Below are 14,818 nucleotides of genomic sequence, written 5' to 3'. Positions count from 1 at the left end.
CGCGGTCTCCTTCTGCTGCGGTCACTCGCCGCGCGGGCGGTCGACGTCGTCGGGGAGGCGTTCGACGCGGCGGCGGACGGGCATGGGTTGCACGCCCCGGCGCGGAGCGCCGTCGGGGTCGACACGGCGCGGAGCGCCATCAAGGTCGGCGCGGCGCGGAGCGCCGTCCTGGTCCATCCGGCGGGGGCCGCTGTCGGGGCCGGCCGGTCGCGGGGTGGGCCGCGGGGCGTTCTCGCGGGAGGCGGCGAGCTCGTCGCGGGTGATGGATTCCGTCTTGGGCTCGGCGAAGCCGCGGCGACCGCGGCCGCTCGGCGCGGACGGGTCCCGCGGGTCCGGTCGCGGCCCGGGCTCGGAGGCCGGCGGGAGGACCCGGAGCAGGTCGGTGAAACGGCGCACCGTCTCCAGCGCGGTGTCGAGCCGTTCGGGGTCGTTGGTGAGCGGCATCGACGCGACCGACCAGTGGCCCTCGTTCCACATCACCTCGATGTAGTCGGGGGCGTTGGTGGCGAGCGCGACCATGCGGCGATCGCAGACCCGGCGGGCGATGTCGAGGTGGGTGGAGAACATCACCCGTCGACCCATGGCGCCGAGCAGCTCGACGTCCTCCTCGGCGGGCGCGAGCACCTTCTCCTGGCGCAGGTCGATCACGACGGGCGATTCCGACGACCTGCGGACCATCACGATGGTGGCGACGTCGACGAGGTCGAAGACGACGGCGACCTCGCCGTAGTACCGACCGTGGGTGATGTCGCGGATCTCGACGTCGGCAGGGGTGTCCATCGTCGCGCGGTGCGCCAGTTCCCGGACGTGCGGGACGTCGTCACCGGCGTCGGCCTCGGAGGCCACGTAGCGGAACCCGTGGCAGTCTCCCCACACGGCGCGTTCACGCCGGATCACCGCGATGCGGCGACGGTCCAGCCACAGCAGTACCGCGGCACCGATCGCGGCCAGCGCGGCGATCACGAAGTAGAGGGCAGTCATCGCGCTACAGACTATCCGGCGGGCCTCGACGAACAGCGGTGAGCGCGGTCGACACGACGGAGCTACGGCGTGGGAGAGGTGACACGGCCGTCGACGACGAGGTCGGCGGTCATGGTCTCGCCGGCGACCTGCACGTGGACCACCACGAGATCGCCCACTCTCACGGGGACCGGCGAATGGGAATGCGGCGACTCGTAGTGCGTGTCGGCGGTGAGGCCGATGGTGTGCACGCGGCCGTCGTTCATCTGCAGCGTCATCCGCGAGCCGTCGACGGCACCGACGGTCCCGAACAGCATCTTCGAGCGCGACACGGCGATGGGCGCCGAGGTGACGGCGACACCGGGAGCGGGCGTCACGGTGGCGGTCGGGCTCGACGAGGCCAGGTACTCGAGTGCGGCGGCGGACGTGTCGCTGTCCTCGGAGTCGTCGCGCTGGGCGCCCAGGTGGACGCAGTAGGCCAGGCCGAGTCCGGCGACCACCAGTCCGGCGAGGCAGAGCAGGGTCGACGTCTTCAGGCGGAGTCGTGCGCGCATCCGATCGACCTCCTCACCTGCCGTGCGGTCTCCCACATGTCGTCGCCGAGGCTAGGAGCCGACCCTGAGATGCGTCTGTGAACCCGTCGACGAACCCGGTGGCGTGTCGCCCGGCCCGATGTCAGTGGACGTATCCCCTGTCCTTGTCGACCGCTCCCTGCAGTTCGTCGCCTGCGGCGTAGGCGCGCAGCCGGACGAGGAACTGGTCGGCCAGCTCGTCACGCCAGCCGACCACGTCGCCGCTCATGTGGGGCGAGATGGCCACCTGGTCCATGTCCCAGAGCGGACTGTCGCCGGGGAGGGGTTCGGTGTCGACGACATCGAGTGACGCCGCACCGATGGTCCCGTCGCGCAGGGCGTCGACGAGATCGCTCTCGACGACGAGCGCACCGCGTCCGACGTTGATCAGGTGTGCGTCCGGCTTCATCGCGGCCAGGACGCGGGCGTCGACGAGGCCGGCGGTCTGCTCGGTGAGCGGCGCGATGAGCACGACGGTGTCGGCGTCGGCGACGTGGTCGACGAGGTCGTCGGTGGACACGACCGTGCCGAAGTCGGGGTCCTCGTCCCGGGCGGTGCGTCCGGCGCCGGTCACCGCGATCCCCACAGCCCGCAGGAGGCGGGCGACGGCGCGCCCGATGCCGCCGGTGCCGACCACCAGCGCGGTCGACCCGGTGGTCCGTCGCGTCTCACGCCACTCCCAGACGTGGTCGCGTTGGAGGGCGCGGCTGCGGTGCAGCTGCTTGTCGCGGGCAAGGATCGAGGCGAGGACGAACTCGGCGATCGGCCCGTCGAACACGCCGCGGGCGTTGGTGACGGTGACGTCGGAGGCACGCAGCCCGTCGAACAGCATGGCGTCCACCCCGGCGGCGCAGACGTGGACCCAGCGCAGCGCGTCCGCGCCGTCCCAGGCGTCCCGCAGGGCCGACGAGAAGTAGTCCCACAGCAGGAGGGCATCGCTCCCCTGCAGGTCACGGGACAGATCCGCGGCGGTGGTGAGGCGTACGTCGGCCAGTTCACGGATCGCGTCGAGGTTGTGTGGCGGGGCGAGGTCGTCGCGGGTGAGAACGGTCAGGCGCACCGGCTGGACAGTCACGGAGCCCACCGTAGAGCGAGGTCGGCGACGGCACGATCCGACGCGGCTCGAGCCGGATGGTCCAATTGTTGACAATCCGACCATCCGGCGGTCACCCTGTGCTGCATGACGTCCACCCTGGCCTCAGGCTCCCCCGCGGCGAGTGCCGCCGGCACGCAACAGACGACGGCTGCGGCCCCCGGTGCCCGGGCACCGCGCGCGACGCTCAGCCCGGCGCTGAAACAGGCCACACCGGTCATCGTCGACCACGCGCAGGGGTCGTGGATCCACGGCACCGACGGACGCGACTACCTCGACTTCACGACCGGCATCGGCGTCACGAGCACCGGCCACTGCCACCCCCGCGTCGTCGCCGCGGCGCAGGAACAGTGCGGGAAGATCATCCACGCGCAGTACACGACGGTGATGCACCAGCCGCTCCTCGCACTGACCGACGCGCTGGGCGAGGTCCTCCCCGACGGGCTCGACTCCGTGTTCTACGCGAACTCCGGGTCCGAGGCCGTCGAGGCGTCGATCCGACTGGCGCGCATGGCCACCGGGAAACCGAACATCGTCGTGTTCCAGGGCGGGTTCCACGGCCGCACCGTCGCCGCGGCCAGCCTCACCACCGCCGGCACGAAGTTCTCGGCGGGCTTCTCCCCCCTCATGAGCGGTGTGCACATGGCACCGTTCCCCTACTCCTACCGCTACGGCATGGACGAGACCGCAGCGGTCGAGTTCGCACTCCGTGAGCTCGACTACCTCTTCGCCTCGCGGGTCGCACCGAACGACACCGCCGCCATGCTCATCGAGCCGGTGCTCGGCGACGGCGGCTACCTGCCCACCCCGCCCGCCTTCCTCCAGGGTCTGCGCGAGCGCGCGGACCGCCTCGGGATCGTGCTCATCGTCGACGAGGTGCAGGCCGGTGTCGGCCGCACGGGCCGCTTCTGGGGCCATCAGTTCGCCGAGGGCGTCGTCCCCGACATCCTCATCACGGCCAAGGGCATCGCCTCGGGCTTCCCGATCTCGGCCATCGCGGCGTCGACCGAGCTGATGAGCAAGGCGTGGCCCGGTTCGCAGGGCGGCACCTACGGTGGCAACGCCGTGGCCGCCGCCGCGGGTGTCGAGACGCTCGCCGTGATCCGCGACGAGAACCTCGTCGAGAACGCCCGCATCCGCGGGGATCAGCTGCTCGCGGGGCTCGAGGAGATCAAGGCCCGCAACCCCCGCATCGGGGACGTCCGGGGACGCGGGTTGATGGCCGGGATCGAGTTCGTCGACCCGTCCGCCGCCGGTGCGGTGCCCGTGCCGGACGCGGCGGCCGCCGCTGCCGTCCAGCAGGCGTGCATCGGCCACGACCTGCTCACCCTCACCTGCGGTCCGCTCGGCAACGTCGTCCGTCTCATCCCCGCCCTCGTGGTCACCGAGGACGAGATCACCGCCGGTCTGCAGCGGTTCGCCGCCGCTGTCGACGACGCCCTGGCCTGACGCCGGGGCGTCGACACCCATGACCTCCACCACCTCCGCGGCGTCGACCGTCGACGCCGCAGCGGCCGGACGCGCGCTGCGTGACCTCGGGCTGCTCGCCGACGACTCGACGCGCCGCCGCGCCGAGTACTCGTATGACGCGTCCAACTACCGGCTGCGTCCGCTGTGCGTCGTGTTCCCACGCGACGCCCACGAGGTCGCGACAGCGGTGGCGTGGTGCCATCGCACCGGTGTCCCCGTCATCCCGCGCGGCGGCGGAACCGGCATGGGCGGCAACGCGATCGGCGCCGGTGTGGTGCTCGACCTCTCCCGGCACATGACGCGCGTGACCGCCGTCGACGTCGCGACGGCCACGGCCACCGCCGAGGCGGGAGTCGTCCTGACGTCGCTGCAGGCGCAGGTCCGGTCGGCCAGCGACGGCACCCTGACGTTCGCGCCCGATCCGTCGAGCCAGTCGCGCGCCTGTCTCGGCGGCGCGATCGGCAACGACGCATGTGGCAACCACTCGGTCCGGTACGGACGTACCACCGACCACGTCGTCGACGTCACCGTCGCCACCGCGGACGGACACCTGCTGCTCGCCACCGCATCCGGGATCCGCGCCGTCGACACCTCCGACGCCGCCGCGGTCCGCCGCGCCGAGGAGATCGACCGCGATCTGCGGGCACTGGCCGGCGAGAACCTCGCGCCGCTGCGCGTCGAGCTCGAACGCATCCCCCGCCAGGTCTCCGGGTACCACCTCGCCCAGCTGCTGCCCGAGCATGGATTCCATGTCGCCCGTGCGCTGGTCGGCAGCGAGGGCACCTGCGCGATCGTCGTCGCCGCGACCGTCTCGCTGGTGCCGGTGTCGGTGCATCCCCATCTGCTGTGCGTCGGCTATCGCGACGTCGTCGACGCCGCGCGCGACGTGCCCACCATGCTCGACTTCGCGCCGTCGGCCATCGAGGGCATCGACGAACGCATCGTCGCCACCATGCGGGCCCGGCGCGGGCGCGCCTCGGTCGACGGACTCCCCGACGGCAACGCGTGGTTGTACATCGAACTCGACGAGCACAGCGTCGGCGGCGACGTGGCCGACATCCCCCGTGCTGTGGCCGATCTCGCCGACAAACTCCGCGCGAACGGTCGGCTCGTCGACACCCGCACCGTCACCGATCCCGCGGCGCGGTCGATGCTGTGGCGGGTCCGGGAGGACGGCGCCGGCCTGTCGTCGCGATTGGTCGACCTCGACGACCCGGACGCCGGTTCCGGGTACGAGTCCTGGCCCGGCTGGGAGGATTCCGCCGTCGCGCCGGAACGTCTGCCCGAATACCTCGAGGGGTTCCGCGCCCTGCTGGACCACCACGGCCTCACCGGCGTCATGTACGGCCATTTCGGCGCCGGGTGCATGCATGTGCGCGTGACGTTCGACCAGCGGACGGAGTCCGGACGCGCCACCATGCTCGCGTTCGTCCGCGACGCCGCGCAGCTCGTCGTCGACCACGGCGGGTCACTGTCGGGCGAACACGGCGACGGCCGGGCCCGCTCCGAGCTGCTGCCGATCATGTACTCGCCGGAGATGATCCGGCTGTTCGAACGGTTCAAGCGCATCTGGGACCCCACCGGTCTGCTCAACCCCGGCAGCATCGTCGACCCCTCCCCGATCGGCGACGACCTCGCGCTGGCGGGCATCCCCCGGCGGACCTGGACCACCGCGTTCGACCTCGGGGTCCCGGGACCCGCCCACAGCCCGGACACCGACGTGCCCGCGGGCAGCGACCTCGACCCGTTCGTCCACGCCACGCAGGCGTGCATCGGTGTCGGGCGGTGCCGCTCGCACAGCGGCGGGGTGATGTGTCCCAGCTACCGCGCGACCCGCGACGAGAAGGACTCGACCCGTGCCCGCGCCCGCGTGCTGCAGGAGATGCTGCGATCGGCCCCGGACGTCGAGACCGGCTGGCGCTCCGACGACGTCCGCGAGTCACTCGAGCTGTGCCTGTCCTGCAAGGCGTGTTCCACCGACTGCCCGACGGGCGTCGACATGGCCACCTACAAGGCGGAGTTCTTCCACCACCACTACAAGGGCCGCAAGCGCCCCATGTCGCACTACTCACTGGGGTGGATGCCGGCGTGGCTGGGCATGGCGACCGCCGCGGCGCCGATGATCAACGCGGTGCTCGGGACCCGTCTCGCCGCACCCGCGGCGCGCGTCGCCGGTCTCGACGCCCGGCGGTCGATGCCCCGGTTCGCACGCCGCAAGCGTGTCCGCGCGGCGCTCGCCACGCTGACCCGCCGCGACAGCGCCCCCGTCGTGCTGTTCGTCGACTCGTTCACCCGGGCGTTCCGCCCGGAGGTCGCGGAATCGGCTGCACGGGTGATGGGCGGCGCGGAGGCGGTCAGCTGCGAGAAGGACAACTGCTGCGCCCTCACCTGGATCTCGACCGGTCAGCTCGATCGCGCGCGGAAGGTGCTGACGCGCACCGCCGCAGCACTCGACGACGGCACCGACCGGCCCATCGTCGTGCCGGAGCCGAGTTGTGCCGCGGCGCTGCACAAGGACCTGCCCGAGCTCGTCCACACCGACGCCGCACGCCGCGTCGCCGACCGCGTACGCAGCTTCGCGACCCATGTCGACACCATGCTCGACGACGGATGGACGCCGCCGCCGGTCCCGTCCGCGGTCACCGTGCAGACCCACTGCCACGAGTACGCGGTGTTCGGTCCGTCAACCCAGGCGTCGGTCCTGCGCCGACTCGGCGTGGCCGATGTCCGGTCCGCCGACGGATGCTGCGGCGTCGCAGGCAACTTCGGTTTCGAACGCGGACACTACGAGGTCGGGATGGCCGTCGGTGAGCAGGCACTCGCCCCCGCGCTCCGTGACCGCGGTCCCGACGAACCCGTCCTGACCGACGGTTTCAGCTGTGCCATGGCGGTCGACCATCTCGCCGGGGTCGACGCGGCCATCGACGCCGTCACCGGCACCCACCTCGCCGAACTGATCGACCCCGCACGACCACGACACACCGCAGTGTCGGCACCCGTTCCCACCCGCACCGACAGGGAGACACCGTGAGCGACACCGGCCGATCCGCAGCCGACCTCATCCGCGCGCTCGAGACCGGACTGTTCATCGACGGCAAATGGACACCGGCGGAATCCGGGGCGACGTTCCCCGTCGTCAACCCCGCCACCGGTGAGCAGATCGCGACCGTCGCCGACGGGGGCGCGGCCGATGCGCGTCGCGCGATCGAGACGGCCGCGGCCACCCAGGAGTCGTGGGCCGCCACCTCCCCCCGCTCGCGCAGCGAGATCCTCTACCGCGCACACCGCCTCATCCTCGAGCGCACGGACGAACTCGCCCTCATCATGACCACGGAGATGGGCAAGCCCTTCGCCGAGGCCAAGGGCGAGGTCGCCTACGGGGCCGAGTTCTTCCGCTGGTTCGCCGAGGAGGCCGTCCGCATCGGCGGCGACCACACCACCACCGGCGACGGCGCGAACCGCATCATCGTGACCAAGGAGCCGGTGGGGCCGTGCGTGCTCATCACACCGTGGAACTTCCCCCTCGCGATGGGGACCCGCAAGATCGGGCCCGCGATCGCCGCCGGCTGCACCATGGTGTTCAAGCCGGCCGAGCTGACCCCGCTCACGTCGTTGGCTCTCGCCGACATCCTCGTCGAGGCCGGCCTCCCCGCCGGTGTGCTGAACATCGTCCCCACCAACGACCCCGGGCCGGTGGTGACGGAGTGGATGGAGAGCGGGCTCGCCCGCAAGATCAGCTTCACCGGGTCCACCCAGGTCGGGAAACTGCTGCTGCAGCAGGCGTCCGGGACCGTGATGCGCACGTCGATGGAGCTCGGGGGCAACGCGCCGTTCGTGGTGTGCGCCGACGCCGACGTCGACCGCGCGGTCGAGGGCGCCATGGTCGCCAAGATGCGCAACATGGGCGAGGCCTGCACCGCGGCGAACCGGATCTTCGTGCACCGCGATGTCGTCGACGAGTTCGCGGCGAAGCTGACGTCACGGATGAGCGCGCTCGTCGTCGGTGACGGTGCCGCCGACGGGACGCAGGTCGGCCCGCTGGTCGAGCAGAAGGCGCAGACGAAGGTGCGCGAACTGGTCGACGACGCGGTCGCGCGGGGTGCGACCGTCATGTGCGGTGGCACCGTGCCGGACGGACCGGGATACTTCTATCCGCCCACCGTCCTCACCGATGTCAGCGCCGACTCGGACCTGATGGCGACCGAGATCTTCGGCCCGGTCGCCGCTCTCGTCCCGTTCGACGACGAGGACGCGATGCTGCGCCTGGCCAACGGCACGCCGTGGGGGCTCGTCGGCTACATCTTCACCCAGGACATCGACCGCGCCATGCGGCTGTCGGCGAAGCTCGAGGTGGGGATGGTCGGCCTGAACACCGGGCTGGTCTCGAACCCCGCCGCGCCGTTCGGCGGCGTGAAGGAGTCCGGCCTCGGCCGTGAGGGCGGGCGCGTCGGCATCGAGGAGTTCCTCGAGGTCAAGTACCTGGCCATCCCGCGGACCTGAGAGGCGACCTGTGTACCTGGGCTCACAGCTCTTCACCGACGACGAGTACGCGCTGCGGCTCTCGCGCGTCCGCGCTCTCATGGAGCAGCAGGGACTCTCGGCGGTCATCGTCACCGACCCCGCGAACATCTTCTATCTCATCGGCTACAACGCGTGGTCGTTCTACACCCCGCAGATGCTGTTCGTCCCCATCGAGGGCGAGATGGTGTTCTTCCTGCGGGACATGGACGCCAAGGGTGCCCATCGCACCACCTGGCTGCCCGAGGACCAGATCGTCGGGTACCCCGAGAGCTACGTGCACCGTCCACACGTCCACCCGTTCGACTGGGTGGCATGGGCACTGCGGCAGCGACATCTGATCGCACCGGCGTCGAGGCAGGGGTCCGTCGGCCTGGAGATGGACTCGCACTTCTTCCCGCCGAAGGCCTACCGCGCACTGTTCAACGCCATCCCGGAGTGGAAACTCGTCGACTGCTTCGAGGTCGTCAACTGGGTGCGGTCGGTCAAGTCCGACGCCGAGATCCAGCTGATGCGTCAGGCCGGGATGGTGTGTTCGGAGGCCATGCGCGCCGCCATCGACATCATCGACGCCGGTGTGCGGCAGTGTGATGCGGCGGCGGTGATCTCCCAGGCGCAGATCACCGGCACCGAGCAGTTCGGCGGCGACTATCCGGCCATCGTCCCGATGATGCCGACCGGCGCCGCCGCCGACACGCCACACCTCACGTGGAACCAGGGCACGTTCGAGAACGACGAGGCGGTCGTCGTGGAACTCTCCGGTGCCCACAACCGGTACCACTGCCCGTTGGCGCGCACCGTCGCGATCGGCAAGCCGAACCCCGATGTCGACTACGTGGCCGGCGCGGCGATCGAAGGCCTCAACAACGTCCTGGACACCATCCGACCCGGCGTCGCGACCCGCGAGCTGGCGTCGACCTGGAACTGGACCCTGGCCAAGTACGGGCTCGAGAAGCCCTCGCGCCTGGGCTATTCCATCGGGATCGCGTACCCACCGGACTGGGGCGAGCGCACCATCAGCATCCGCACCGAGGACGAGGCGGTGCTCGAGGAGAACATGTGCTTCCACGTCATCGGCGGCATGTGGATGGACGGGTACGGCTTCGAGGTGTCGGAGTCGGTGCGCGTCACCGCCTCCGGCGTCGAGACGTTCACCTCCGTGCCGCGCGAACTGATCCGCAAGTGACCACACCGATGCACGCGACCACGAAGGAGCGACCATGACCGCCACCGAACTGGCGCACAGCAGTCCGACCCTCCCGCTCGCCGGCCGGGCGAAGGACCTCGTGGGGTCGATGATCGACTCGTCGACGTCCCTGCTCGCGGCGCAGAAGCACGACATCGTGCGGTTCGCGATGGGCTCCCCGGCCGACGAGGCCGTGCCGTCGGAGGAATTCCGTGAGATCGCCGGGTCCGTCCTGGACAGCTCGTCGTTCACCTACGGCGCCACCGAGGGCGAGCCGCGGCTCCTGGAGCTGTTGGTCAAATACCTGGCGGGGACCCCTGATCCGTCCAGCGAGGACCGCTTGGTCATCACCACCGGCGGCATGCAGGGACTGGACCTGGCATGCAAGCTCTTCGTCGACCCCGGCGACCTGGTGGTGGTCGAGTCGCCGACGTACACCAACGGCAGCGCCACCGCCCTCTCCTACGGTGCGCAGCTGCTCGAGATCCCCGTCGACGACGACGGTATGCGCGTCGACATGATGGAAGACCTGGTGGCGCATCACCATCGGCCCCCGAAGGCGATCTACACCATCCCCACCTTCCAGAACCCGTCCGGCGTCACGCTCTCGCTGGAACGGCGTAAGGCGTTGCTGGAGCTGGCACACCGGTGGGGATCGGTCATCATCGACGACGACCCCTACGGTCTGCTGCGCTTCAACGGAACCGACATCCCGACCTTCCGCACGCTGAGCCCCGACGACCCGCTGCTGTTCTCGGTGCGCACGTTCTCCAAGATCCTCGCCCCCGGGTGGCGCGTGGGATGGGTCGACGCCGACCCGTCGCTGCGACAGCTGCTCATCAACGGCAAGCAGGCGATGGACACGTGCACCAACGTGCCCAACCAGCACATCGTCGCCGAGTACATCGCGCGCGGTGGGCTCGAGGACCACCTCGAGCGGATCCGCGGGCTCTACCGCGAGCGCAAGGACGCCATGCTCGACTCGATCGCCCGCCACCTCGGCGACCGGGTCACCACGACGAACCCCGACGGCGGATTCTTCCTCTGGCTCACGTTGACCGGGGAGTTCGGCGAGATCGACACCCGCGAGCTGTTCGAGGTCGCGCTGGCCGACGGCGTCGCGTTCATCCCCGGGCCGGCGCTGTCGCCCGGTGGACGCTTCCGCAACGCGCTGCGGCTCTGCTTCGCGTCCAGCACACCCGACCGCATCGAGGAAGGGATCAAGCGGCTCACCACGAGCCTTGAGAAGATGATCGCGTGACCCACGCCCGGACCAGCACGCCCGTCGCCGACCCGTCCCGCGAGCAGTCGGTGTGCGATCGCGTCGACGCCGCGACGATCGTGTCCCTGACGTCGGCGTTGATCGAGGCCCCGAGCGTCAACCCCGGAGGGACCGAGGCCGACGCGGTCGCTGTCCTGCGGGCGGCAGCCGACCGCGCCGGTGCGACCGTCGAGATCCGCGAGGTGGCGGCCGGGCGGCCGAACCTCGTCGCCACCCTGCCCGGCGGGGACGGCCCCGGCCTGATGTTCCTGGGCCACTCCGACGTCGTCCCGCCCGGTCCCGGGTGGACCGGCGACCCGTTCGTCGCGCGGGTGGACGAGGAACGGATCGTCGGTCGCGGCAGCACCGACATGAAGGGCGGATTGGCGGCGATCGTCGCCGCGATGTCCGCGCTGCAGGGCGAACGGCTCTCGGGGCCGGTCCAGCTGGTGTGCACCGTCGACGAGGAGGAACACGGCGTCGGCGTCCGCGACCTCGTCGGCGACCCTGCGTCCTATCCCCTGCATCCCGGCGGCCACGTGGGGTGCGTGGTGGCCGAGCCCACCGACATGGAGACCGTGATCGCCTGCCGCGGTGCGTCGTACATCGAGATCGAGATCCGCGGGCGCGCTGCGCATTCCGGCCGACCGGCGGACGGCCGCAACGCCATCGACGCCGCCGCGAAGGTCATCGACATCATCCGGTCCGACCACGACGGGATGCAGGCCTACCTCGACCCGCTGCTGGGGGCGGGTACGTGGAACGTCGGCACCATCACCGGCGGCCAGGGCATCTCGGCCGTCGCACCGAACTGCGCGATCGGCATCGACCGGCGCCTCATGCCCGACGAGGATGCCGAGGCCATCGCCGCGTCGCTGCGGGCCGAGGTGGAGCGGCGGGCGATCGACACCGACGGCATCGAGGTGGACATCGCCGTGACGATGTCGATGCCCGGGTTCCGTACCTCCCCCGACCACCCGTTCGTGCGCGCAGCCGTCGACGCGGTGACCGCCGCCGGCGGTGAGACGTCGATCGGCGGATGGACGGCGGCCTGCGACGGTGGGTTCGTCAACCGTGACCTCGGCGTCGACTGCATCGTCCTCGGTCCCGGCGACATCAACGGTCAGGCACACCAACCCGACGAATCGGTCGCCGTCGCCGACCTCGTCACCGCGGCGAAGGCCTACGCGGTCCTCGCACTGCGCCTCCTCGGCTGACCCGACGCCCTCCCGCGACCGTTCCCCCCGTCCGCGACCGTCGCGACGGTCGCGGGAGGCGGTTCTGGTCGCGGGAACCGGACGACGGCACACTGGTGGCATGAGCACCGACCGCATCGTGCACGATCCCGCCGGGGTCGACCCCGGCCGCTTCTACCAACTGCTGACGTCGAGCATCGTCCCGCGCCCGATCGCCTGGGTGTCGAGCCGCAGCGCCGACGGGGTCGACAACCTCTCCCCGTACAGCTTCTTCTCGGTGTCGTCGACGGCGCCGCCGGTCGTGCAGTTCACGTCGGTGGGTGGCGCGAAGGACAGCGCACGCAACGCGATCGAGACCGGACAGTTCGTCATCAACATCGCCACACAGGACCTGATGGAGAAGGCGAACGCGAGTTCGGCCGGATTCGATTCGCACATCGACGAATTCGTCGAGGCGGACATCGCCTCGGCACCCGCGACCGCCGTCGACTGTCTGCGGGTGCGCGACTCACCCGTCGCGATCGAGTGCCGCCTGGAACGCAGCATCGAGGTCGGCAACAGCGTCGTCGTCATGGGTCGGGTCGTCGCGCTCACGATCGATCCCGCGATCCTCGCCGACGACGGCATGCCCGACTACGCGAAGCTCGCCGCCGTCAGCCGCCTCGGACGCATGGAATGGGGACTGCCCAGCCCGACAGTCGATCTCGACCGGCCACGGTAGGTTCCATGACGACACGGCAGGTGATCCGTCCCGTGCGGTCGGAGGCGGACATGGACCGACCTCCTCGTGCATTGTCACGCCGATTCTGGCGGTGGTTGGCCTCCGACGGCCCTGTGCCGGGTCCCGGGTGGTACTCGCAGGGCGGTCTGGTCCATGATGCGGACGGGCTCGGCGTCCTCGACAGCCATGGTGATCGGCACCAGGTACCAGGGGAGGTCGCAGCGATCATCCGGCGATGATCGACCGCTACCACCCGACGCTCCGCCGCGTGGCGAAGATGCAGCGTCTGGTGCGCTGAGCGGCTCAGAAACGCACGGGGAGCGACCTTCGCGGAGGGTGTGTCCACGACGATCGCTCCCGATGCGGTTCTCGGACGGACGCGCCCAGATCAGCTGGAGGCCAATGCCTTCTCTGCCTCGGTCGCCTGGCCGGGGATCTCGGTGCCGCGCAGTGAGCAGCCGACGGTCTCGCGCAGGAACACCATCGACACCATGCCGATGGCACACGCGATCATCATGTAGCCGGCCGGGAACAGGTCCCACCCGCTGTTGTTCTCGACCACCGCGTCGTTGACGAGGGGCGCCGTACCGCCGAACGCGGCGGTCGCCACGTTGTAGGAGATGGCGAACCCGGCGTACCGCACCTGGGTCGGGAACATGGCGGGGAACGTCGCCGAGATGGTCGCGAGCTGCGGGATGTAGAGAATGCCCAGGACGACGAACCCGATGATGGCCCAGACGAATCCCTGACCCATCAGCCAGAACATGGGCAGCGCGAAGACGAAGAGCCCGACCAGCGAGCCCCACCACATGGGTTTACGGCCCGTGCGGTCCGACAGACGCCCCACCACCGGGATCAACGCCATCATCACGAGCTGGCCGATGAGCATCGTGACGGTGCTGTCGTTGCCCTCGAGTCCGATCGTGTTCTTGAGGTACGTCGGGAGATAGGCGAGCAGGGTGTAGTTCGCGACATTGAGCGCGATCACCATGCCGAACATGATGATGATCGGACGACGGTAGTCACGCAGCAGATCGACGAAGCGGCTCCACGCCGTCCCCTCGATCTCGCCCTTCTGCGCCAGCTCACGGAAGACGGGTGTGTCCTCCATCTGGCTGCGCAGGTACAGACCCACGAGACCCAGGGGCAGGGCGAAGAAGAACGGGATGCGCCAGCCCCAGGTCTGCATCTGGTCGTCGGTGAGGTTAAGCTCCAGGACGAGCACGAAGGCGGTACCGAGGACGAATCCGGCGAGCGTGCCGAATTCCAGGAACGAGCCGTACTTGCCGCGCTTGGCATCCGGTGCGTACTCGGCCATGAACGTTGCGGCGCCGCCGTATTCACCACCGGTGGAGAAGCCCTGCACGACGCGCAGGACGATGAGGAGGATCGGCGCCCACACGCCCGCGACCGCGTGGGTCGGCAGGACACCGATGAGGGCGGTCGCGATCGAGATGAGCAGGATGGTCATGGCGAGAACGGCTTTGCGGCCGATCCGGTCGCCGATCGGGCCCCAGACCATGCCGCCGAGCGGGCGCAGCGCGAACGAGACGGCGAACCCGAGCATCGTGCCGATCGTGCCGAGGTCGCCCGGGAAGAACGCCTGCGTCAGGTAGGTCGCCGTCGCGGCGTAGACGCCGTAGTCGTACCACTCGGTCGCGTTGCCCATCGCGGATGCGCCGATCGCCTTGCGCAACAGCTTCCGTCCCTCGACGGACTCCGGGTCGGGCAGGGCCGGCACCGCATCGCCCTTCGACAGATTGGTGGTCATCGTGGCTCCTCCGCCATGTCGTTGCACCGCATGCGTCGTGTCCCGTGGTCGTCAGACCGACCGTCCGACC

General features: G+C 70.3%; 11 protein-coding genes. 7 read left to right on the top strand and 4 right to left on the bottom strand.

Annotated elements, in window-relative coordinates; all coding sequences use genetic code 11:
• Positions 1 to 21 precede the first annotated feature (21 nt).
• From LX14_RS09935 to LX14_RS09925, 3 genes are all read right to left on the bottom strand, one after another.
• Complete coding sequence (locus tag LX14_RS09935; RefSeq protein WP_253647049.1) at positions 22 to 981, bottom strand: TtfA family protein; 960 nt, start codon at positions 979 to 981, stop codon at positions 22 to 24.
• Positions 982 to 1,043: 62 nt separating this feature from the next.
• Positions 1,044 to 1,514, bottom strand: a complete 471-nt coding sequence (locus LX14_RS09930) for a hypothetical protein (RefSeq protein ID WP_253647048.1) — start codon at positions 1,512 to 1,514, stop codon at positions 1,044 to 1,046.
• A 121-nt stretch (positions 1,515 to 1,635) separates the two neighbouring features.
• The gene (locus tag LX14_RS09925) at positions 1,636 to 2,607 is read right to left on the bottom strand and encodes a D-2-hydroxyacid dehydrogenase (protein WP_253647047.1); all 972 of its coding nucleotides are present in this window, start codon (positions 2,605 to 2,607) and stop codon (positions 1,636 to 1,638) included.
• A gap of 105 nt (positions 2,608 to 2,712) precedes the next feature.
• On the opposite strand from LX14_RS09925, the gene LX14_RS09920 reads away from it, so the two are divergent.
• The 7 genes from LX14_RS09920 to LX14_RS09890 all read left to right on the top strand — a co-directional run bounded on the left by LX14_RS09920 (position 2,713) and on the right by LX14_RS09890 (position 12,977).
• The gene (locus LX14_RS09920) at positions 2,713 to 4,074 is read left to right on the top strand and encodes an aspartate aminotransferase family protein (protein ID WP_253647046.1); all 1,362 of its coding nucleotides are present in this window, start codon (positions 2,713 to 2,715) and stop codon (positions 4,072 to 4,074) included.
• Positions 4,075 to 4,093: 19 nt separating this feature from the next.
• Positions 4,094 to 7,126, top strand: a complete 3,033-nt coding sequence (locus LX14_RS09915) for an FAD-binding and (Fe-S)-binding domain-containing protein (protein WP_253647045.1) — start codon at positions 4,094 to 4,096, stop codon at positions 7,124 to 7,126.
• The gene (locus LX14_RS09910; protein ID WP_253647044.1) at positions 7,123 to 8,595 is read left to right on the top strand and encodes an NAD-dependent succinate-semialdehyde dehydrogenase; all 1,473 of its coding nucleotides are present in this window, start codon (positions 7,123 to 7,125) and stop codon (positions 8,593 to 8,595) included. Before LX14_RS09915 ends, LX14_RS09910 begins: the two co-directional genes overlap by 4 nt.
• Before the next feature lie 10 nt (positions 8,596 to 8,605).
• A complete protein-coding gene (locus LX14_RS09905; RefSeq protein WP_253647043.1) occupies positions 8,606 to 9,799 on the top strand; it encodes a M24 family metallopeptidase in 1,194 nt (397 codons plus the stop codon).
• Positions 9,800 to 9,833: 34 nt separating this feature from the next.
• The gene (locus LX14_RS09900; RefSeq protein ID WP_253647042.1) at positions 9,834 to 11,060 is read left to right on the top strand and encodes an aminotransferase-like domain-containing protein; all 1,227 of its coding nucleotides are present in this window, start codon (positions 9,834 to 9,836) and stop codon (positions 11,058 to 11,060) included.
• Positions 11,057 to 12,277 carry a M20 family metallopeptidase gene (locus LX14_RS09895; protein WP_372505300.1) on the top strand — a complete coding sequence of 407 codons (1,221 nt, stop codon included), beginning with the start codon at positions 11,057 to 11,059 and terminating at the stop codon, positions 12,275 to 12,277. Before LX14_RS09900 ends, LX14_RS09895 begins: the two co-directional genes overlap by 4 nt.
• A gap of 100 nt (positions 12,278 to 12,377) precedes the next feature.
• Positions 12,378 to 12,977 carry a flavin reductase family protein gene (locus LX14_RS09890; RefSeq protein WP_253647041.1) on the top strand — a complete coding sequence of 200 codons (600 nt, stop codon included), beginning with the start codon at positions 12,378 to 12,380 and terminating at the stop codon, positions 12,975 to 12,977.
• A gap of 388 nt (positions 12,978 to 13,365) precedes the next feature.
• On the opposite strand, the gene LX14_RS09885 is transcribed toward LX14_RS09890, so the two are convergent.
• Positions 13,366 to 14,748, bottom strand: a complete 1,383-nt coding sequence (locus LX14_RS09885) for an MFS transporter (RefSeq protein WP_253647040.1) — start codon at positions 14,746 to 14,748, stop codon at positions 13,366 to 13,368.
• Positions 14,749 to 14,818 lie beyond the last annotated feature (70 nt).

Source organism: Williamsia deligens (genome assembly GCF_024171765.1).
Taxonomy (GTDB): Bacteria; Actinomycetota; Actinomycetes; order Mycobacteriales; family Mycobacteriaceae; genus Williamsia_A; species Williamsia_A deligens.
Note: the sequence above shows the minus strand (reverse complement) of the source record. Positions and strands in the feature narration are given on the sequence as shown.

Excerpts from the sequence above, each read along its gene's own strand:
- LX14_RS09935 (WP_253647049.1), bottom strand. The coding sequence starts at position 981 with ATGACTGCCCTCTACTTCGTGATCGCCGCGCTGGCCGCGATCGGTGCC.
- LX14_RS09930 (WP_253647048.1), bottom strand. The coding sequence starts at position 1,514 with ATGCGCGCACGACTCCGCCTGAAGACGTCGACCCTGCTCTGCCTCGCC.
- LX14_RS09920 (WP_253647046.1), top strand. The coding sequence starts at position 2,713 with ATGACGTCCACCCTGGCCTCAGGCTCCCCCGCGGCGAGTGCCGCCGGC.
- LX14_RS09915 (WP_253647045.1), top strand. The coding sequence starts at position 4,094 with ATGACCTCCACCACCTCCGCGGCGTCGACCGTCGACGCCGCAGCGGCC.
- LX14_RS09900 (WP_253647042.1), top strand. The coding sequence starts at position 9,834 with ATGACCGCCACCGAACTGGCGCACAGCAGTCCGACCCTCCCGCTCGCC.
- LX14_RS09890 (WP_253647041.1), top strand. The coding sequence starts at position 12,378 with ATGAGCACCGACCGCATCGTGCACGATCCCGCCGGGGTCGACCCCGGC.
- LX14_RS09885 (WP_253647040.1), bottom strand. The coding sequence starts at position 14,748 with ATGACCACCAATCTGTCGAAGGGCGATGCGGTGCCGGCCCTGCCCGAC.